The following is an 18,371-nucleotide window of genomic DNA, read 5'->3' as shown; positions in this document are numbered from 1 at the left end:
CCTTATTCGGGGGCGGTGTCGAACGTCTGCTTGACTTGCTGGCGCAACCAGATATTGGCGGCGTCGTGGTGGACACGGGGGTGCCAGTGCTGGCGAATCGCGAACGGCGGCACCGGCACGGGCGTGGCAACCATGCGGATACTCTTGTAGCCGGCAAACTTGGTCGCCAGTTCGCGCGGCACCGTGGCGATCAGCTGCGGATTCTCCTCGATGATCATCGGCACCGTCAGGAAGTGCGGCGTCATCAGGTAAATGCGGCGCGGCCCGTCCAGTTCGTCGACGATGGCATCGTAGGCATCTTCCAGCTTCCCGGAAAGCGATACCACGATGTGCTCCATGGCGAAGAACTGGTCGCGGCTCAGCGTTTCACCGATGTCGCTGTTGCGGCGGTTGACGATCGTGACGAACGATCGCGTGAACAACTGCTGCTGGAACAGCCCGTCGGGAACGGCGTGCAGCGAACCGAGCGCCAGGTCGCCTTCGCCGCTTTCAAGAACGCCCTGTACCTGCCGCATCGGAACCTGCAAGGTTCGCAGCGTGCAGTGAGGCGCCGTTTCACGCAGCCGGGCGATCAGCCGCGGCAGGAAGATCAGCTCGCCCATGTCGGTCAACAGCAGACTGAACACCCGGTTCGACCGGGCCGCATCGAAGCCTTCCCGTACCAGCAGCTCGCCGCGCACGGTGCCCATCACCGACAGCACGGGGCCGCGCAGTTCCAGCGCACGGGGCGTGGGCTGCATCCCCGCCCCCGTTTTCAGGAACAGGGGATCGCCAAAGAACAGCCGCAATCGCTTGAGCGCATGGCTGACGGCGCTCTGGGACATCGACAAGTCTTCAGCGGCGCGGCTGACGTTCCCCACGCGAATCAATGCATCGAAGACCGGGAGCAGGTTGAGATCCAGGTCGCTGTTATGCAGATCATTCATAACGTGAATCGATGGTGTGTGATTTTCAAATAATACTGCAAGGGGTATCGTCTGACCACGCCCAACAAACCAAGGAGATCGCATCGTGGCAGAAAAAAAATTCGCATCGCAGGCCGACCTGGAAGTCAAGAAGACCAGTTTCATCAAGCTTTCCGATAACGCCTATGCGTACACGGCCGAGGGCGATCCGAATTCGGGCGTCATCATCGGCGACGACGGCGTGATGGTGATCGACACCACCGCCACGCCGGTCATGGCCCGTGCCCTGATCGGGCACATTCGCAGCGTGACCGACCTGCCGATCAAATACGTGGTGCTCACCCACTACCATGCCGTGCGCGTGCTGGGCGCCTCGGCCTATTTCCAGGAAGGCGCCGAGCAGGTGATCGCCTCGCGCGGCACCCATGAAATGATCGTCGAGCGTGGCGAGCAGGACATGAAATCGGAGATCGAGCGTTTCCCCCGCCTGTTCGCCGGCGTCGAATCCGTGCCGGGCCTCACCTGGCCCACGATGGTGTTCGACAACGAGATGACGATCTTCATGGGCCAGCTGGAAGTGAAGCTGGCGCACGTGGGCATGGGCCACACGAAGGGCGACACGATCGCGTATATCCCGGCGCAGAACATCTGCTTCTCCGGCGACCTGGTCGAAGCCGACGCCGCCGCCTATACGGGCGACGCCCAGCTGGAAGAATGGCCGGCAACGCTGGAAACGCTGCGCGCGATGAACTTCGACAAACTGGTGCCGGGCCGCGGCCCCGCGCTGCTGAATCCGGCCGAAGTGAATGCCGGCATCGACTACACGAAGGATTTCGTGACCACGCTCCTGCAGAGCGCGAAAGAAGCGGTCGCCGACAAGCTCGACCTGAAAGCGGCGATGGCGCACGTGCGCTCGAAGATGGATCCGAAGTTCGCGCACGTCTTCATCTACGAGCACTGCCTGCCGTTCGACGTGACCCGCGCCTACGACGAGGCGAGCGGCATCAAGCATCCGCGCATCTGGACGGCGCAGCGCGACAAGGAAATGTGGCACGCCCTGCAGGCGTAAGACGGAGGAAAATGATGGAGACGGATTTCCAGCAGCGCGTATTCGACTACCAGCCGCGCAAGGACAGCAGCGAAGGACGCCGCCCGGTCGTGGTGGTGGGGGCCGGCCCGGTCGGGCTGGCGACGGCGATCGACCTGGCCCGGCAGGGAGTGCCTGTGATCCTGCTCGATGACGATAACCGGCTGTCGACCGGCTCGCGGGCGATCTGCTTTGCCAAGCGTACGCTGGAAGTCTTCGACAGGCTCGGGTGCGGCGACCCGATGGTCGGCAAGGGGGTGAGCTGGAACGTCGGCCGCGTATTCATGGGCGACCAACCACTCTACAGCTTCGACCTGTTGCCCGAGCAGGGGCACGAGCGGCCGGCCTTCATCAACCTGCAGCAGTACTACGTGGAAGGCTACCTGCATGAGCGAGCCCGGGAGCTTGCGCTGCTCGAGCTGCGCTGGAGCAGCAAGGTGACTGGCCTGGTGCAGGACACCGAAGGGGTGACGCTCACGGTTTCCGCGCCGGACGGGGAGTATGCGTTGCAGGCGGAGTACGTCGTGGCAGCGGATGGCGGCAAGAGCGCGATCCGCAATTTCCTCGGACTTGAAAGCAAGGGGCGCATCTTCAGGGACCGCTTCCTGATCGCGGATGTGAAGATGACGGCCGAATTCCCGTCCGAGCGGTGGTTCTGGTTCGATCCGCCATTCCACCGCGGCCAGTCGGTGCTGCTGCACCGGCAGCCGGATGACGTCTGGCGCATCGATTTCCAGCTGGGATGGGACGCCGATCCGGTCGCCGAGCGTGAGCCCGGGCGCGTGATGCCCCGGATCCGCGCCTTGCTCGGCAAGGAGGTGGACTTTACGCTCGAATGGGTGAGCATCTACACGTTCTGCTGCCTGCGCATGGACAAGTTCCGCCACGGTCGCGTGCTGTTCGCGGGCGACTCGGCCCACGGTGTGTCGCCGTTCGGAGCCCGCGGCGCCAACAGCGGCGTGCAGGACGCCGACAACCTGGCGTGGAAGCTGCGCCTGGTATTGCAGGGCAAGGCGCCCGCTGCGCTGCTCGACACCTATGCCAGCGAGCGGGAATATGCCGCCGACGAGAACATCCTGAACTCGACGCGGGCGACCGATTTCATCACGCCGAAAAGCGCGGTCAGCCGGCTGTTCCGCGACGCGACACTGCAGCTGGCGCGCGACCATGCGTTCGCCCGCAAACTGGTCAACAGCGGGCGGTTGTCCATGCCGTCGGTGTATGGCGATTCGCCCCTGAATACCGCGGATGCGCAGGCGTTCGGTCCCGCGTTGCGGCCAGGTTCGCCGGCGGCCGATGCGCCGGTCGAATGGGAGGGCAAGGCCGACTGGCTGCTGCGCCATGTCGGCGACGACTTCACCGGCATCTACTTTGCCGGCAGCCACGTCGACGACAGTGTGCTGCGGCGATGCACCGCGCTGGCCGATGGGCCGATTCCGGTCCGCACGCTGGTGATCGCCGCGCCAGGCACGGCCTCGGGGCCGGGCGTGCTGGTCGACCGTGACGGGCTGGTGCGCCAGCGGTATGGCGCGCTACCGGGCAGCTACTACCTGCTGCGGCCGGACCAGCACGTATGCGCCCGCTGGCGCGAATTCGACGAAGCGGCCGTTCGCCAGGCCGTTGCCCGTGCCACCTGCAACCTGGAGCAAGCAGCATGAATGCGCAACTGAACCTGGACAGCAACCTGTCCGCCCCCGACGATTTCTACGAGGCGTTGATCGACGCCCACCAGGGCCTCGATGATGAGCAGAGCAGGATGCTGAACGCCCAGCTGATCCTGCTGCTGTCGAATCACATCGGCAACCTGGCGGTGCTGCGCGAGGCCCTGTCGATCGCCCGGGCAAACGCGGGTAGCACGGCACGCTGACGCGAGGCCATCGCCGTCATGCGTCCGGCACTTCCTTGCAGTGCCGGACATTTCCTGTTGCGCCGCATGGACCCGCTGCCGGGGCGGCGGAGGGACACCTTCGCCGCTCCACCGTCGTGGTACTCGATGGCTGTTCGGAAGTACTCACCGATCACCCCGGCGCTTGCCTTCTCGAACGTTCAGGCGGCTTTTTGCGTCGCCGCGAGCGCCTCCGCGTCCTCGCCAGCCGGCACCCTGAGCGGTGCCGCCGGCTCCGTGACCACCCGCCATACCGCACGCGCCACATCTTCGGGAAGCGTAACGGGGCCGGGGGCCTGCATCCCGGCGAATACGGTGTCCACGAAGGGCCGGTAGGCCTGCGGCACGTCGCCCTGCATTCGACTGCGCGCCCCCGCGCCGAATCGGGTATCGGGCGCGCGGCCAGGCAGCACCAGGTGGGCGCGAATACCGAGCGGTTCCAGTTCGAGCGCCAGCGATTCGGTAAACGCGTTCACGGCGGCCTTGCTGGCCGTGTAGACCGACAGCAGGGGACGAGGCGCAAGGGTCACTGTCGAGGTGACGTTGACGATCACACCGGCGCCCCGCGCCCGGAACGCAGGCAATACCGCCTGTGTCATCGCGATCGTTCCCAGCGTATTGGTCTCGAACACTTCGCGCGCCGATGCCATCGTGATCGCTTCGAGCGGATTAAGCATCCCGATGCCGGCGTTATTGACCAGGACGTCGACGGCGCCCGCGGCGTCGATGGCGGCGCGGATGCTGGCGGCATCGGTCACGTCCAGCGCCACGATGCGCAACCGGTCCGACCGCGGCAGGAGCGCGGGGTCGGGCGTGCGCATGGTAGCGACGACCTTCCAGTCGCGTTCGAGAAAGTGGCGGGCAATCTCCAGCCCGAAGCCGGACGAGCAGCCAGTGATCAGCACAGTGTTCATGAAAGACTCCAAAAATGGTTGGGATTCCAGAAGGATAGAGAAGATCTCGTGGACCGGCTACAATCCAAAGTCCAGAAAAAGTTTGCAGGAGTCCAGATGGCCGATCCATTGGCGGAAGTAGTCAGCTTGCTGCAGCTCGCTCCACGTTATGCCAAGGTGGTCGATGCCGCGGGCACCTGGCGCGTGCAGCGGACGGAAACCGGCCAAGCCTCGTTCTGCGTGATCCTCGACGGTAGCTGCCGCCTGACGGTTGGCGACAGCGAGCCGCTGCTGCTGTCGCCCGGGGACTTCGTCCTCATCCCGGCGACTTACGAGTTCGGCATGTCGAGCCTGGTACCGCCGCCCCATCGACACGCCGTGATGCTGCCGGTGCAGCTCGGGCCCGGCGAGTTCCGCCTGGGCGAGCAGCACGGCCCGCCAGAGGTGCGCTACATCGTCGGCTACTGCGAATTCGGCTCCCCGGATGCGGCGCTGCTGGTCTCGCTGCTGCCGAAGTTCATTCACGTGTGCGGCGAGCGCAGGCTGGCGACACTGGCGGAACTGCTGCGCGAAGAGTCGCTCGCCCGGCGCCCGGCGCGCGAGGTCATCATGACCCGCTTGCTCGAGGTGCTGCTGATCGAGGCCTTGCGCTCGGCGCAGGGCACGATGGCGTCGCCCGGGCTGTTGCGGGGATTGGCCGACGCGCGGCTGGCGGTCGCGCTTCGCCTCATCCACGCCACCCCGGCACGCGCGTGGACCGTGGCGGCGCTGGCGCAGGAAGCGGCCTTGTCCCGTTCAGGATTTTTCGAACGGTTCAATCAAGCGGTAGGTGTCGCGCCGATGGAATACGTTCTCACGTGGCGCATGGCGCTGGCAAAAGACCTGCTGCGGCGCAGCGACTGCCGGATAGCCCAGGTGGCCGAGCAGGTCGGCTACAGTTCGGCAAGCACCTTCAACGTCGCCTTCACGCGCCATGCCGGCATCACGCCAGCGCGTTATGCGCGTCAATCCGGCCAGCCGGCTGCGCCAGTCAGGTCTGGCTCGTCACACCCGGTCGAGACTCTGTCACATCCAGACCCGTCATCGCATCGTCATGCTCATGTCGTAGAGTGACGTGCGGCCGCAATCCGGGCCGGGGAGGGCGCGATACCGCGCCTTTGGGCATGCCGACCTCACCGAATAGCACATGAGCGAACACCTGTCTGCGCCAGTGAACCAGAACGATGCCGTTATCGACAACGCGGTCCCGGAGGATTTTCCCATTCCGGTGGCCGTGCTCGACATGCTGGACGAAGGGCCGGCAAACGCCGGCGAAGAAACCGATGCGCGGCGCAACGCCATCGACAACGTCCAGAAAGCGTATGCCGGGCGCTTCGAGGCCTGCCAGGATCTCGCATTGCGGCTGTGCACATTGATCGTCGAACGTGGCGAAGCATCGGCCCTGCCGGCCGCACGGCACCGTCTGCTGGAGCGCTACCGGAGCGCGCTGGCGGCCGCGAAATGGACATCGGAAGAGGAGGCCACCTGGATCGCCCAGCGGATCGCCTTCCTGCTGAAGTGGGACAAGGTGCCGCTGTTCCGGCATCCGTGGCGTCGTTACTCCTGACTGCCGGCAGGGGGACATACCGGGCGTATCCAGCCACGGTTTCACGGCTCGCGCATCCCGGCAAGTGCTACAGCGGAAGGTAGCCTCCGCGCAAGCCTGCTCAGTCTCGTCATCGTACCGCCGCCGGCCGCGCTTGGAGGAAAGCGTTCCGGATCGCTTCGCGACCGACGGCCAGCAGTTCCTCGTGGACGGGCGGATGCAGCGTGCGTGCCGTGCCCGAAGTGGTCAACGTGAACCTGGCCGGATGCTGCGCGGCCAGCTGCCGCCCGTGTTCGTCGAGCGCCGAGCCCAGGTCCGCGCCTGCGCCTGTCGCGAAGCGCAAGCCGCCGACCTTGTCGCGGCCTTCCTTCACAACCTCTTCCGCGAAGCTCAGCGCCTCGTTAACGAACGATGCGCGACAGACTGTCGGAACCTTTCGACCTCGCCCAGCTTGCCGGCGCAGCGCACCTTAGTCCATTTCACTTCAGCCGGATGTTCAAGAAGTCGATCGGCATGTCGCCATCGCTCATTGACGGTCGGTGCACCAACGCCCGCTAGGCCGGCACCGACCTGTCCAGTATCGCCAGCCATGCCCTGGCGAAAGCGACGAACGCGGTAACGAAGTGGGGTGTCTTTCGCTCACCTCCGAATCGCTCATTTGCCGCAGCTTCGCTGCCGCTCCACTGGCGCAGCGATCGGGCGACGCGTTGTAGAAACGGAGAATATCAGGTATCCTGATATCGCAACAATCCAGGGTCGGGCTTGCAGCCAAGCGGCCAGTCTTCATGGCAACCTCGGCCGCGACCCAACCCGTCCAGTTCGACGATCCGATAAAAATGGAGGAGATATGAAAAAGTATCTGGGCATCGCCCTCATGCTGTCGTCATTTGCCGTGGGATCCGGCCCAGCGTGCGGTGCGGAGAAGCAAGTCTTCCAACCGCCAACACCGAAGCTGGAACATCTCGCACGATTCACCGTGAACCTGGAAGCGCCGATCTGGGAGCTGGGCGCGACCAGCGATCTCGGACGCCGCCGCATCATCCCGATCACCAGCGGCAGTTTCGACGGTGCGCGCCTGAAGGGCACCATCCTGAACAACGGGGCGGACTGGCAGGTGGTGACTGCGCAGGGGCTTGCGATCATCGACACGCGTTACCTGCTCAAGACCGCCGACGGCGCGCTGATCTACCTGCAGACCAAGGGTTTCCGCTACGGTCCGGCCGATGTGATGGCGGAAGTCGCCAAGGGCAACCCGGTCGATCCGGCAAAATATACGTTTCGCGTGACGATGAGTTTTGAAACGGCCGATCCGCGCTATGCGTGGCTCAACCGCGCCATCGGCGTGGGGGCGGCGATGCGTCTTGGTTCGGCTGTCGTCTACGACGCCTATCTGCTGGAGTAGGCTGGTTTCCCGCTACCGGGTGGCCATGGCAGCACCGGCCTGGTGGCAGCCAGGTCTCCTCGTCAGTCAGGAAAGTCGGTATCCAGGAACAGCGCTTCCACCTGCGTGCGTGCCCATGGAGCGCGGCGCAGGAATTTAAGGCTGGACTTCACGCTCGGCTCGCTTCGAAAGCAATTGATGTCGATGCGGCGAGCCAGCTCGTGCCAGCCATAGTGCTCGACCAGCCGGGTGAGCAAGGATTCCAGGGTAATGCCGTTCAGGGATTGCACACGCATAGCAGGGGTGGGTTGGGCGGGACAGGGCGGCCAGTATAGCCGCCATCATCAAAAGCCGCACTGATGACCAGCGCGGAGAAAACGCTGCCGGACCAGCAGGACGTCGCACCGGCACGCCCTGCGCGTAGCCGTTCAGGTCAGCGTACCTCGTCCGTGGGCCGGGCGGGCGCCATGTGCCAGTCGCATCGCGTGGGCTCCGACGCGCGCGCCAGTGACTGGCTCTCCAGGGCATCGAGGGCGGCGGCATAGCGGCGCCCCATGTCGCGCTGTGAAGCCGCGTCGAAGTGAACCGCGTCGCGCGTCGAATTGCCCGACAGGCCGTGGCTGCCGACGCAGGCACTGTGCGCCAGCGTGGCGGGAAGCTCGCGATTGACGTCGGCGATCCGCTGCAGGAAACGATCGGCCGCCAGGTGGGCCGGCACATACTGGCCGACGATGAATGGCGTCGACGGGCCGGCGCCGTCGATATGGCTGCGCAGGTAGGTGGCCAGCGCCACCAGTTCGGCTGCATAGGCCTCGGGGGCCATGCGGTTGCCGCCGTCCGTTTCGCCCTGGTGCCACAGGATGGCGGCGAAACGCGCCGGTGCACCGCGGGCGCGTGCCGCACGCATCGCCGCATTGGCGCGCGCCACCGCCTCGGCCGCCAGCGGCGAGACCGCCGCACCGGTGACGCGCCAGCTGCCGGCGTTGTCGCTGAAGCCGGTGCCGCCATATGCCGCGGCCACGAGCACCAGTTGCCGGCCCGCGCTGCCACGCGCAAGGTAGGCCTGGCCGAACGAGATGCCTGGCCCGATCCGGACAGGGCGTTCTCCACGGTCCTGGTGCGGCAGCGGATCGCGCGCGAGCCGCAATGTGTTGGCCCGCGCATCCCATGCAAGCAGGCGCGGATCGGCCGGCGTGTCCGCCATCGGATCGGTGCCCAGGCCGCGGCCCGACATGTTCGATTGCCCGGCAAGCAGCACCACGTCGTATCCCGTGCCGGCATATCGTGGGGGTGATTCAGTGCAGCCAGTAGCAAGCATGACCAAGGCCAGGAGGAGGGCGTGCGGAAGGGGTGGGCGCAAACGCTGGCGCATGGCGGGCGGAATGGGTTGGCGACCGCATGATGATGCCAAGCGTGCGCCTGGCGCGCAATGCCTTTTCCAGCGCTGGGCGCAAGACATTTCACGGCGCCGCACGCCGCACCGATGCACTCGCCGATTCGATCGTTGCCGCGGATAGCGGCAAGCTGCCCGACCGCTCGATCACCGAGGGGGGCCGCTGCGCGTGGCCGGCGTCACGATGGAACGCACCGTGGCGGGCGATCCGGCGCACCTCGCGGTCGAAGGTTCGTGTGTGAAATTCGCAGCCTTACCCATGTACATTCGGAATTGAACGGACGCGATTTCTTCTCCGCTAACGGCGACCGTTCGCTCAATTTGACGATGTGCCGCACGAGCTGACGGCTGCGTGGATGGGTATGAGAACCCGTCCTGCCGGCAGCCAGGTAATCAGGCGATACGCCTCCCGTTTCCTTCTCTCGACAAGACCCTCTGGATGACATCGTCTCCCAGTCCTTCCCGCCGCAGCATGCGTTCGGCCCGCTCGCGGCCCAACTCCTGCGAGAGCGCGATCGCAGCCTGCACGACCGCCGCGCCAATCAGGTCCTGGCGGCGCCCGGCGTGGCAGTAAAACAGGCTGATGTCGCTATCGACCGGCATCTCGGTCGCGACCGAAGGCTCCGGCTGTGGCAACGGCGGGACGCGGCCCGGATGCCCGTCGACAAGGCGTTCGATCACGCTCTCGGGAATGTTCGCCGCACGCCAGTAGGCGCGGGCGTCGTCGACCCCCAGCATTTCCATGAAAATCAGTCCTGTTTCGACCTGCCGGGATACCAGCGCATTCCTGCGAAACTCCTGCGTCGTCCGCTTTCCTGGATGACTCTCGTGCGAAGGGGGCGCACATGGGGCCTGGCAGGAAATTGCCGGGACCGGCAAGACCGCGGTGCCAGCATTCGCCATGGTGCCAGCATGCTCGTGCGGAGCTAGGGCAGAGCGCATCGACCAGGAATGGCCCAGGGACGGGCACAAGGCAGCTGCCATGAAATTGACGTTTTGATACTGTATGGATGTACAGTATAGATGAAGTTGATCGTAGTAGCCAGGCCATTGCTTCGTGCGGCACCGGTCGATCCGGCAGGTTCGGAGAAAAATGCGCTATCTCCGCCGCATGGCACGCGGAATGCTATCGACGCAGCCCGAGCAATTTCATGAAGCAGCCGGAAAACACCTCAGCGGCTTCCGTCGGCGGATCGCGGCGCCGGTGGCATCGTCGACTCGCCACGCGTCACATATTCCATGATTCGCTCGACGCAGGCATCGGACATGGTATGGATCCGGGCACCGCATTGAACGCGGCCTGCCGCACCGATGGCGCGGCAGTGAACGATGCGGATGTGCACCTCGTCCGTGACCGTACTGTCGGGAAAACGAAACCGCAGGACACCGTGCACGCAGTCAGTCAATGGTTCCGCTGCGACGAATCCGACGCCCATCCTGGCGATGTCGGTGAGGTGGACGCGCCAGGTCCTGCTGCGATTGTCGTTCGATAGCGATGCCTCGACCTGCAGGAGGCGGCGGACATGAGCGCGCCGCTGTTCAGTTATCTGTTCGCTCACCTGTTCGCTCTCGACCAATCGCGGTGAAAAGGGATGACAGCAGCCAGCTTACCCCCTTCCTTGGCATGCGGCCGCTTCAGGAGCCCTGAATTGCCTCCGACGCGATGCAATTGCTGAAGCGGTCCTGTTCATGCGTGGCCATCAGGCCCGATATCCAGTCAAGCTTCGGCAAGCGCGGCGTTTGAGTCACGCGGGGAGCTTGGCAAGGTCACGGGCGAGGCCGGGTGACGTCCGGGCGTCACTGCAGCGCCGTTCACCGCCTGCGTCGGCATGTTCGCTGGGCTGGCGACGATCCGCTCTGCCTGCCAGTGTTTCCGCGCGGCGCAGTGCCGTCCTCGGTCTGGCCAGGACGTTGGCGGTCAGCGTGCCGCTCAAGCCTGCCAGGATGGCATATCGATGGGCTCGGCCGATGCCGAACGCGTCGCGGGTGAGCACGGCAATGCCGATCAGTTCCGCTGTTCGCTGGTCTTTTCTCCTGTCCACTGTCTGCACCGGATTGCTATCGTAGATGCAATCTTACTACGATTGACTGGAGCGCAATGTGGGCAAGCGTACAGTTGAGTGTGGGCTGCTTGCCGACGAGACACTGCATTGAACCGGTCGAAGCGGGCGCGGGGGCTGCCGCAGGCGGGGTATCCTGCAACTGGCTTTCACCTCAGCCTTTGTCATCCTCGCTGCCGGTATTCCATGACCCTATCGCTACGCCGCGCCCCCGTTACCGTCGCCACCGCTGTCAGTCTCCTGGTACTGGTGGTGGCCTGGCTGGTCCTCGGCCGGAGCATCAGGAACGAAGCCGAATCGTGGTCCTGGCTGGTGCATACGAGGGAAGTCCTGGAACATGTCCAGAGGACGATGACACTGGCCAGCGACGCCGAAGCGGCGCAGCGGGGCTTCCTGCTGACGAGCAACGAGAAGTTCGCCTCCGCCTACACCGTCGCGCGCGACCAGGTTCCCCATGAGATGCGTACCCTGCGCGAGCTGACCCGCGACAATCCACGCCAGCAGGCGACGTTGCGCTTGCTGGAGGCAGCGCTGCAACGGCGCCTGCACATGCTGGAGCTGGTCATGCAGCAGTATCGGGGAGGCACCATGGCCGATCCCGACATGCTGGAGTCGGGCCGCCTGATCAAGCAGCAGATCGTGGCCCATGCGACCACCATTCGTCTCGAGGAGCAGCGCCTGCTTCGCGAGCGGCAAGCGCGCGCGCAGATCACCCGCTGGGAACTGGTCACCGCGGTAGCCGTCGTGTCCGCCCTGTCGGTATTCCTGATCATCCTGCTGTGGGTAATATCGAGACGGGATGCCGCCCGCCTGCGGGCCGAGCGCGCACAGCTCGACGCGACCCTGCGCGGGATCGGTGAAGGGGTGATTGCAACCGACCGCAACGGTGTTGTCACCCTGGTGAATCCGGTCGCGGAAGGCCTGATGGGGATCACGGAAAAGGCGGCCCTGGGACAACGCCTGGCAGACCTGCTGCACCTGCATCACGAGACCGGCACTCCGGTCACGGCAGTGGACACGGCGCTTGGCGAAAGCGGCACCGGCCGCTGGCACTTGAAGACTGGCGAACGCCATCACGTTGTCGAGTTGACCGTGGCGCCCGTCAAAGCGGACAGCACGACGCCGCAGGGGTCCGTACTGGTGATGCGGGACGTCACCGACCGCGATGCGCGCGAGCGTGCGCTGCGCGAATCCGAAGAAAACTACCGGTACACGATCGAACTCAATCCGCAGATCCCGTGGAAGGCAACTCCCGACGGCAGTGTCCACGGCGTCTCGGAACGCTGGCTGGCGCTCACCGGGCAGCCGCGTGACGCCGCGACAGGGGCAGGGTGGGCGGAGGCCGTGCATGCGGAGGATTTGCCGGGAATGGTCGCAGCCTGGACGCACGCGGTCTCGACGGGGGAGCCGTATGACTTCGAGCATCGCATCCACACCGCGGATGGTGGCCTTCGATGGATGCGCTCCCGGGCAAATCCGCGGCGCGACGAGTCGGGGGCGATCGTCGCATGGTATGGACTGACCGAGGATATCCACGCCCGCAAGGAAGCGGAACTGTCGTTGCGCCGCGGCGAAGCGGAGCTGCGCGACAAGCTGGCCCAGGTCGAAACCATTTATCGTGCCGTTCCCATCGGCCTGGGCTACGTCGATACGCATGCGCGGATCGTGGAACTGAATGAAGCGCTGGCCGAGGTCGCGGGACGCCCGAAGGCCGGGCTGCTCGGCATGACACCCGCGGCTGTGCTGCCGGCACCCTTTGGCGACCGTGTGACCGAGGTGCTGGACGAGGTCCTGCTGCGGCGACACCAGGTGAGCGGTGTCGCATTCACCGACACGCAGGCCGTGGACGGCGCGCGGCGCGACTGGCTGGGCAGCTTCTTTCCCGTGATCGATGGCGGCGACGTGCAGGGCGTGGTCATCGCATTGCTCGAGGTCACGCAGATCAAGGTGGCGCAGCTGGAACTCGAGCAGGCGAACCAGTCGCTGGAACGGCGCATCGAGGAGCGGACCATGCAGATCGGCGAAGCGAATGCCGAGCTGCGCGCTTTTGCGCACACGGTCGCCCACGACCTGCGCGCGCCACTGCGCAACGTGGAGGGGTTCGCGACGGCGCTGCTGGAAGACGAGGGTGAGCGGATGTCGGAAGACGGCCGGCTGTTCGCCGAGCGGATCGTCGCTGCCGTCACGCGCATGGACCGCCTGATCACCGACCTTCTCGCCTACAGCCGCCTGTCGCGCGCCGAGCTGCGCATCGAGCCGGTCGACCCGGCGGCGGTCCTCCGCGCTGTCATGCGCGACCTGGAAGGCGAAATCGCTGCCCGCGGGGCGGAGATCGCTGTTGCGCCGGCGTTGCCGATGGTGATGGGGAACCAGGCCATGCTGGTGCAGGTGCTCGCCAACCTGGTGTCGAACGCGATCAAGTTCGTTGTCCCTGGCACGCCGCCGCGCGTGTCGATCGGCGGCAGCAGGGACGGACCACTCGTCCGGCTGTCGATCGAGGATAATGGCATCGGTATCGCCCCCGAACATCATGAGCACGTGTTCGGGGTATTTGAACGGCTGCACGGGCAGGAGCAATATCCGGGCACGGGAATCGGGCTCGCGATCGTGAAGAAAGGGATTGAACGAATGGGCGGAAGTGTACGCATCCTGCCAGCGGCGTCGGGCGGTACCGTGTTCGAGCTTGCCTTGCCGGCGGCCGCATGACGATGGAGACCGGAATGACGCTCGCCACTGCCGCGCCACCGTCGGACGGCGCTCCGCTCATCCTTCTCGTCGAGGACAATCCGGACGATGTCCTGCTGGCGAAGCGGGCATTCAGGAAGGCCGCCCTGGCGGCGACGCTGGAAATCGCCAGCGATGGTGATGAAGCCGTCGGATACCTGGACGCCGCCGCGCAGCCAGGTGCGAGCCCACGGCCTGCGCTCCCGTCGCTGATCCTGCTCGACCTGAAACTGCCGAAGCGCCCGGGCCTGGAAGTATTGCGCTGGATACGCGCAACGCAGCACTACGACGCCACACCTGTTGTGGTGCTGACCTCTTCCACGCAGGATGAAGACATCCAGAAAGCTTACGCACTGGGCGCCAACTCCTACCTGCAGAAGCCGGTGGCATTCAACGGCCTGGTGCAGCTGCTCGGGGTGCTGGGCCTGTACTGGCTGCAGAATAACCTGACCGCGTCGCCCGGGGCGACGCAGCGTTAGAAGTTGAAGTCGAGAGTGGAATATTCAAGTTGAATGGGCATGCCCGAAAGACGCAAGCGTGACGATTACCTTATTACTGCTGGACGATAATCCGGATGACCGCGCCCTCGCGCGGCGCGAACTCGAACGCCATTTCGACGGCTGCACCATCCGCGAAGTGGGCGACCGTGCCGGCTTCGAGCGCGAAATGCAGGACGGCCTGCGGGTCGACCTGATCATCACCGATTTCCAGATGCGCTGGATCACCGGCCTCGATATCCTGAAACAGGTAAGGGCCTACGATGCGCAGCTGCCCGTCATCATGTTCACCGCGACCGGCACGCAGGAAATCGCCGTCGAGGCGATGAAGCTCGGGCTGGACGACTATGTCATCAAGAGTCCGCGCCACTATGCGCGCCTGCCGCTCGCCGTGCGGACCTGTCTCGACCGCTCGGAGATCCGGGCACGCGCGATCCGTTCGGAAACGCGGCTGGCCGGCCTGCTCGAGAATATCCAGCTGGGCGTCTTCCGTATGACCCTCGATGGCCGTCTCCAGGAGGGCAACCGCGCATTCTGGACCATGCTCGGCGGCGATCCGACGGCGCCGGATACCTTGCGCCATCCATTGCTCGACCAGGTGCTGGCGCGCCTGCCCGCACTCCAGGCCACGCTGGACACCGCCGAGCTGCAGGCGGAGCTGGGCGCCATCGATGACGCGGGCCGCTTCTTTGTCGTCAAGCTCGTTCGTGTCAAGGTCAACGGACATGAAGCCGTCGACGGTATCGTGGAAGATGCGACGTCGCTGCGCAGGGCCAGTGCCGAGATCCATCGGCTCAATGCGGAGCTGGAGCAGCGTATCGCCGAACGCACCCGGCAGCTGCAGGAGGCCAACGAAGCGCTGGAAACGTTCGGCTTTTCGGTGTCCCACGACCTGCGTGAACCGTTGCGCACAATCCAGGGGTACGCGGCAGCCCTGCGCCAGGACCTGCACGCGGGGGATTACCGGCACCTGGAGAAGTTCGTCGAGCGCATCAATGCGATCGCGCGGCGCATCGACCAGATGGTGTCGGACCTGCTGGAGTTTGCCCGCTTGTCGCGGGCCGAGGTCGGCTCCGAAACGCTGGTATTGACGGACATCGTGCGCGATGCCCGGGTCGCGCTGCAAAACGAGCCGGTCTATCGTGCGGCCGAGGTCCATGTCGACATCCCGGAAGCGTTGCGGGTCAGGGCGCATCGTCCCATTCTCGTGCAGGCGCTGACGAACCTGTTGGGTAACGCCGTCAAGTTCGTGCGGCCCCATACGCATGCAGCCATCCACGTCGTGGCCCGCGCGCACGGCCGCCAGGTCCGGATCGAAGTGCAGGACAACGGCATCGGCCTGGCCGACGAGGCCCGCGCGCGCGTCTTCAATGTCTTCGAACGCCTGCATGGCGAGGAAGAGTATCCCGGAACAGGGATCGGCCTGGCGATCGTGAAGAAGGGCGTCGAACGCATGAATGGCTGCGTGGGCGTGGATTCCGCTCCCGGCATCGGATCAACTTTCTGGATCGAGTTGCCAAGTGCCTGACATGTCTGGTGGCGCCGAACGGCTGCGCATCCTCCTCATCGACGACAATCCCGATGACCGCGCGCTCGTCGAGCGGGAATTGCGGCTGCGTATCGCCGCCGTGTCGGTCAGCCACGTGGCCGATGCCGGCGCACTCGACCAGGCCCTGGCCGCTGGCGAATTCGACGTGGCCGTCACCGACTATCGCCTGCGCTGGACACTGGGCACGGAGGTGCTGCGCGCCATCAAGCAGCGCTATCCGAACACGCCCGTGGTCATGTTCACGGGCAGCGGCAACGAAGAGGTCGCGGTGGAGGCGATGAAGGAGGGCCTCGACGACTACATTACCAAGACGCCGAAACACTATCCACGGGTGCCTTACGCGGTGCTGGGCTGCTTCGAACGGGTCAACAACAGGTTGCGCCTGCAGGAGTCGCTGGCGCGGGAAAAACTGGCCAAGGCAAGACTGGAAGTGGCACTGCAGTCGGCCCGCATGGGCACCTGGCAGTACGACGTGCAAACGGGCCAGCTGGCGTTTTCCGACGACATCGGGCCCATGTTCGGCCACGGCCACGGCTTTGTCCACGCAACCGTCGAGGAAGCGCTGTTGCAGGTCCACCACCTGGACAGCGGGCGGGTGCGCAGTGCGTGGGCGGGCGCCATCGAGCGTGACGAGGCGTTCGCCTTCGAGGCCCGCGTCGTCGGTGCCGACGCCAGGACCCGCTGGCTCGCGGTCAGCGGCAAGGCCGTGGGCGACGGGACAGGCACACGGCGGATCGTCGTGGGGACGGCACGCGACGTCACGGCCGAGGTGGCGGCGCAGGAGGCGCAGCGCGCGCAGCAGGAAGAACTGCAGGCGGTACTCGACGTCCTGCCGGTCGGGGTGGCGATCAGCCACGATCCGCAGATCAGTGAAATCACGGTCAGCCCCTATTTCTGCGGTTTGCTGGGCATCGAGCCTGGCACCAATGTGGCGCAAGCCGTTACCGGACCGGACGGCGAGCAGCCGTACCGATATTTCCGGGGCGGCCAGCCGCTCGAGCCGGCCGACTGGCCAATCCGTGTCGCCGCCCGCCAGGGGACGCCGGTGCGCAGCGAGGAGCTGGAGGTGCGTTTCAACGACGGACGCGCGTTGACCATCCTGGTGAATGCGGCACCTCTGCTGGATGGGCAGGCGGCGGTACGCGGCGCGGTGGCCGCGATCATGGACGTGAGCGCACTGAAGTCCGTCCAGCGGGAACTGGAGCAGGCGAACCGACAGAAAACCGAATTCCTGTCGGTACTGGCACACGAGCTGCGCAACCCGATGGCGGCGATCAGCTATTCGGTCGAGATGCTCCGCCATGTCGCGACGCCGGATGCCATCCACAAGGCACGCGAAGTGATCGGTCGCCAGACCGCGCACATGCGCAAGCTGCTGGACGACCTTCTCGACCTGAGCCGGATCACGCACAACCGCATCGACCTCGTCCTCCGGCCGATCGACCTGCGAAGTGTCATCGAGCATGCCTACGAGAGCACGCAGGCGTTGCTGGAAGCGCAGCGTCACCGTATCGCATTCGAGCTGCCCGACAGGCCGTTGATGGTACTGGGCGATGAAGTGCGGCTCACCCAGGTCTTCACCAACCTGCTGAACAACGCTGCCAAATTCACGCCCGCTGGCGGCTCGGTCACGGTCGCGGGGGCAGTCGACGAGCGGCATGTCGTGCTCGAGGTGATCGATAACGGCGCGGGTATTCATCCTTCGGAACTCGAGCATGTCTTCGAGATGTTCGTGCAGGGGAAAGGCAAGGCCAGCGGCGGGGTGCCCGGGCTGGGGATCGGCCTCGCGATCGTTCGCAAGCTGGTGGAACTGCATGGCGGTACAGCGCAGGCTTTCAGCAAGGGTCCCGGCAGTGGCACCACGTTCCGCATCGAGTTGCCCCGAGCCGAAGAGGCAGAGACGACGCAGGTCAGGCCGGGCGGGCACGACGCCGGCAAGCACGGGCGGTTGCTGGTCGCCGACGACAACGTCGACGCGGCGGACCTGCTCGGTGCCGTGCTTGCCATGGAAGGCTATCCCGTGGAGGTCGCCTACGATGGCGAAGCCGCCATCGAGCTGGCCGGGCGCTGGCGGCCCGACCTGATGCTGCTGGATATCGGCATGCCGCGCGCGACCGGCCTCGACGTGGCTCGCTGGATCCGCGCCCAGGACTGGGGCACGCATGTCGTGCTCATCGCGATTACCGGGTGGGGACAGCACGAAGACCGCCGTGCGACCCGGGAGGCGGGTTTCGACGTCCACCTCGTCAAGCCTGTCAGCCCGACGGAAATCGTGGCGCTGATCGGCAAGCATCTGGGCGCGCCGCATGGCGATGCACGGCATTCGCGAGACTAGCGCCCGATCCGTCTTTCAGTGAAAGGGGATCGCCGGGAAGGGCCCGCACAGGCACTGTGCCACATTTCCCTGCGGTT

Annotated in this window: 20 protein-coding genes; 12 read left to right on the top strand and 8 right to left on the bottom strand. The window is 65.4% G+C overall.

What is annotated here, in order from left to right; translation table 11 throughout:
• Nucleotides 1-2: 2 nt before the first annotated feature.
• Complete coding sequence (locus EYF70_RS17410; RefSeq protein ID WP_229420428.1) at nucleotides 3-1,070, bottom strand: LysR family transcriptional regulator; 1,068 nt, start codon at nucleotides 1,068-1,070, stop codon at nucleotides 3-5.
• Here EYF70_RS17410 and EYF70_RS17405 point away from each other — a divergent pair.
• The 3 genes from EYF70_RS17405 to EYF70_RS17395 are packed head-to-tail and all read left to right on the top strand — an operon-like array spanning nucleotide 1,012 to nucleotide 3,859.
• A complete protein-coding gene (locus EYF70_RS17405; RefSeq protein WP_131146536.1) occupies nucleotides 1,012-1,974 on the top strand; it encodes an MBL fold metallo-hydrolase in 963 nt (320 codons plus the stop codon). The genes EYF70_RS17410 and EYF70_RS17405 overlap by 59 nt on opposite strands.
• A gap of 14 nt (nucleotides 1,975-1,988) precedes the next feature.
• A complete protein-coding gene (locus EYF70_RS17400; protein WP_131149169.1) occupies nucleotides 1,989-3,650 on the top strand; it encodes an FAD-dependent oxidoreductase in 1,662 nt (553 codons plus the stop codon).
• A complete protein-coding gene (locus EYF70_RS17395; RefSeq protein ID WP_131146535.1) occupies nucleotides 3,647-3,859 on the top strand; it encodes a DUF2783 domain-containing protein in 213 nt (70 codons plus the stop codon). The genes EYF70_RS17400 and EYF70_RS17395 overlap by 4 nt, the downstream gene beginning before the upstream one ends.
• 179 nt (nucleotides 3,860-4,038) lie before the next feature.
• Here EYF70_RS17395 and EYF70_RS17390 read toward each other — a convergent pair whose 3' ends face one another.
• Nucleotides 4,039-4,791, bottom strand: a complete 753-nt coding sequence (locus EYF70_RS17390) for an SDR family oxidoreductase (protein ID WP_131146534.1) — start codon at nucleotides 4,789-4,791, stop codon at nucleotides 4,039-4,041.
• 96 nt (nucleotides 4,792-4,887) lie between these two features.
• On the opposite strand from EYF70_RS17390, the gene EYF70_RS17385 reads away from it, so the two are divergent.
• Entirely contained in the window at nucleotides 4,888-5,883 is a 996-nt protein-coding gene (locus EYF70_RS17385) for an AraC family transcriptional regulator (protein ID WP_131146533.1), read from the top strand.
• Nucleotides 5,884-5,956: 73 nt separating this feature from the next.
• Nucleotides 5,957-6,376, top strand: a complete 420-nt coding sequence (locus EYF70_RS17380) for a hypothetical protein (RefSeq protein ID WP_131146532.1) — start codon at nucleotides 5,957-5,959, stop codon at nucleotides 6,374-6,376.
• Nucleotides 6,377-6,485: 109 nt separating this feature from the next.
• Here EYF70_RS17380 and EYF70_RS17375 read toward each other — a convergent pair whose 3' ends face one another.
• Nucleotides 6,486-6,728: a hypothetical protein gene (locus EYF70_RS17375; protein ID WP_131146531.1), complete on the bottom strand. Its 243-nt coding sequence runs from the start codon at nucleotides 6,726-6,728 to the stop codon at nucleotides 6,486-6,488.
• 38 nt (nucleotides 6,729-6,766) lie between these two features.
• Between EYF70_RS17375 and EYF70_RS17370 the strand changes: the two genes are divergently transcribed.
• The gene (locus EYF70_RS17370; protein ID WP_131146530.1) at nucleotides 6,767-6,913 is read left to right on the top strand and encodes an AraC family transcriptional regulator; all 147 of its coding nucleotides are present in this window, start codon (nucleotides 6,767-6,769) and stop codon (nucleotides 6,911-6,913) included.
• Nucleotides 6,914-7,202: 289 nt separating this feature from the next.
• Nucleotides 7,203-7,757, top strand: a complete 555-nt coding sequence (locus EYF70_RS17365; protein ID WP_131146529.1) for a DUF3237 domain-containing protein — start codon at nucleotides 7,203-7,205, stop codon at nucleotides 7,755-7,757.
• Between the two features lie 62 nt (nucleotides 7,758-7,819).
• On the opposite strand, the gene EYF70_RS17360 is transcribed toward EYF70_RS17365, so the two are convergent.
• A complete protein-coding gene (locus EYF70_RS17360) occupies nucleotides 7,820-8,032 on the bottom strand; it encodes a VF530 family protein (RefSeq protein WP_131146528.1) in 213 nt (70 codons plus the stop codon).
• A 137-nt stretch (nucleotides 8,033-8,169) separates the two neighbouring features.
• A complete protein-coding gene (locus tag EYF70_RS17355) occupies nucleotides 8,170-8,997 on the bottom strand; it encodes a sialate O-acetylesterase (protein ID WP_165497717.1) in 828 nt (275 codons plus the stop codon).
• A 137-nt stretch (nucleotides 8,998-9,134) separates the two neighbouring features.
• Here EYF70_RS17355 and EYF70_RS31115 point away from each other — a divergent pair, with 137 nt between their 5' ends.
• Nucleotides 9,135-9,371: a hypothetical protein gene (locus EYF70_RS31115; RefSeq protein WP_165497716.1), complete on the top strand. Its 237-nt coding sequence runs from the start codon at nucleotides 9,135-9,137 to the stop codon at nucleotides 9,369-9,371.
• Between the two features lie 151 nt (nucleotides 9,372-9,522).
• Here EYF70_RS31115 and EYF70_RS17350 read toward each other — a convergent pair whose 3' ends face one another.
• From EYF70_RS17350 to EYF70_RS17340, 3 genes are all read right to left on the bottom strand, one after another.
• On the bottom strand, nucleotides 9,523-9,873 hold the full coding sequence (locus EYF70_RS17350) for a hypothetical protein (protein ID WP_131146526.1): 351 nt from the start codon (nucleotides 9,871-9,873) through the stop codon (nucleotides 9,523-9,525).
• Between the two features lie 428 nt (nucleotides 9,874-10,301).
• Nucleotides 10,302-10,688: a PilZ domain-containing protein gene (locus EYF70_RS17345; RefSeq protein WP_165497715.1), complete on the bottom strand. Its 387-nt coding sequence runs from the start codon at nucleotides 10,686-10,688 to the stop codon at nucleotides 10,302-10,304.
• Between the two features lie 186 nt (nucleotides 10,689-10,874).
• Complete coding sequence (locus EYF70_RS17340) at nucleotides 10,875-11,180, bottom strand: hypothetical protein (protein ID WP_131146524.1); 306 nt, start codon at nucleotides 11,178-11,180, stop codon at nucleotides 10,875-10,877.
• A gap of 360 nt (nucleotides 11,181-11,540) precedes the next feature.
• Between EYF70_RS17340 and EYF70_RS17335 the strand changes: the two genes are divergently transcribed.
• The 4 genes from EYF70_RS17335 to EYF70_RS17320 are packed head-to-tail and all read left to right on the top strand — an operon-like array spanning nucleotide 11,541 to nucleotide 18,294.
• Nucleotides 11,541-13,895 carry a PAS domain-containing protein gene (locus EYF70_RS17335; protein WP_229420427.1) on the top strand — a complete coding sequence of 785 codons (2,355 nt, stop codon included), beginning with the start codon at nucleotides 11,541-11,543 and terminating at the stop codon, nucleotides 13,893-13,895.
• A 14-nt stretch (nucleotides 13,896-13,909) separates the two neighbouring features.
• Entirely contained in the window at nucleotides 13,910-14,392 is a 483-nt protein-coding gene (locus tag EYF70_RS17330) for a response regulator (RefSeq protein ID WP_131146522.1), read from the top strand.
• A 58-nt stretch (nucleotides 14,393-14,450) separates the two neighbouring features.
• Nucleotides 14,451-15,938, top strand: a complete 1,488-nt coding sequence (locus tag EYF70_RS17325) for a sensor histidine kinase (protein WP_131146521.1) — start codon at nucleotides 14,451-14,453, stop codon at nucleotides 15,936-15,938.
• A gap of 1 nt (nucleotide 15,939) precedes the next feature.
• Nucleotides 15,940-18,294 (top strand): hybrid sensor histidine kinase/response regulator, encoded by a 2,355-nt coding sequence (locus EYF70_RS17320; protein WP_165497714.1) that lies wholly within the window; start codon nucleotides 15,940-15,942, stop codon nucleotides 18,292-18,294.
• The last annotated feature ends 77 nt before the right edge of the window (nucleotides 18,295-18,371 follow it).

Origin of the sequence: Pseudoduganella albidiflava (assembly GCF_004322755.1) — a bacterium.
GTDB classification, from domain to species: Bacteria; Pseudomonadota; Gammaproteobacteria; order Burkholderiales; family Burkholderiaceae_D; genus Rugamonas; species Rugamonas albidiflava.
The sequence above is the reverse complement of the archived record's forward strand: the minus strand, read 5'-3'. Positions and strand labels throughout refer to the sequence as shown.

Bases quoted from the DNA above. Each gene is read 5' to 3' on its own strand.
- EYF70_RS17350 (WP_131146526.1), bottom strand. From the start codon at position 9,873: ATGGAAATGCTGGGGGTCGACGACGCCCGCGCCTACTGGCGTGCGGCG.
- EYF70_RS17365 (WP_131146529.1), top strand. From the start codon at position 7,203: ATGAAAAAGTATCTGGGCATCGCCCTCATGCTGTCGTCATTTGCCGTG.
- EYF70_RS17410 (WP_229420428.1), bottom strand. From the start codon at position 1,070: ATGAAACTGGTCTTCTTGACTTCCAGGTCGGCCTGCGATGCGAATTTT.
- EYF70_RS17330 (WP_131146522.1), top strand. From the start codon at position 13,910: ATGACGCTCGCCACTGCCGCGCCACCGTCGGACGGCGCTCCGCTCATC.
- EYF70_RS17320 (WP_165497714.1), top strand. From the start codon at position 15,940: ATGTCTGGTGGCGCCGAACGGCTGCGCATCCTCCTCATCGACGACAAT.
- EYF70_RS17370 (WP_131146530.1), top strand. From the start codon at position 6,767: ATGCGCGACAGACTGTCGGAACCTTTCGACCTCGCCCAGCTTGCCGGC.
- EYF70_RS17395 (WP_131146535.1), top strand. From the start codon at position 3,647: ATGAATGCGCAACTGAACCTGGACAGCAACCTGTCCGCCCCCGACGAT.
- EYF70_RS17380 (WP_131146532.1), top strand. From the start codon at position 5,957: ATGAGCGAACACCTGTCTGCGCCAGTGAACCAGAACGATGCCGTTATC.
- EYF70_RS17360 (WP_131146528.1), bottom strand. From the start codon at position 8,032: ATGCGTGTGCAATCCCTGAACGGCATTACCCTGGAATCCTTGCTCACC.
- EYF70_RS17400 (WP_131149169.1), top strand. From the start codon at position 1,989: ATGGAGACGGATTTCCAGCAGCGCGTATTCGACTACCAGCCGCGCAAG.
- EYF70_RS17390 (WP_131146534.1), bottom strand. From the start codon at position 4,791: ATGAACACTGTGCTGATCACTGGCTGCTCGTCCGGCTTCGGGCTGGAG.
- EYF70_RS17335 (WP_229420427.1), top strand. From the start codon at position 11,541: ATGACACTGGCCAGCGACGCCGAAGCGGCGCAGCGGGGCTTCCTGCTG.
- EYF70_RS31115 (WP_165497716.1), top strand. From the start codon at position 9,135: ATGATGATGCCAAGCGTGCGCCTGGCGCGCAATGCCTTTTCCAGCGCT.
- EYF70_RS17385 (WP_131146533.1), top strand. From the start codon at position 4,888: ATGGCCGATCCATTGGCGGAAGTAGTCAGCTTGCTGCAGCTCGCTCCA.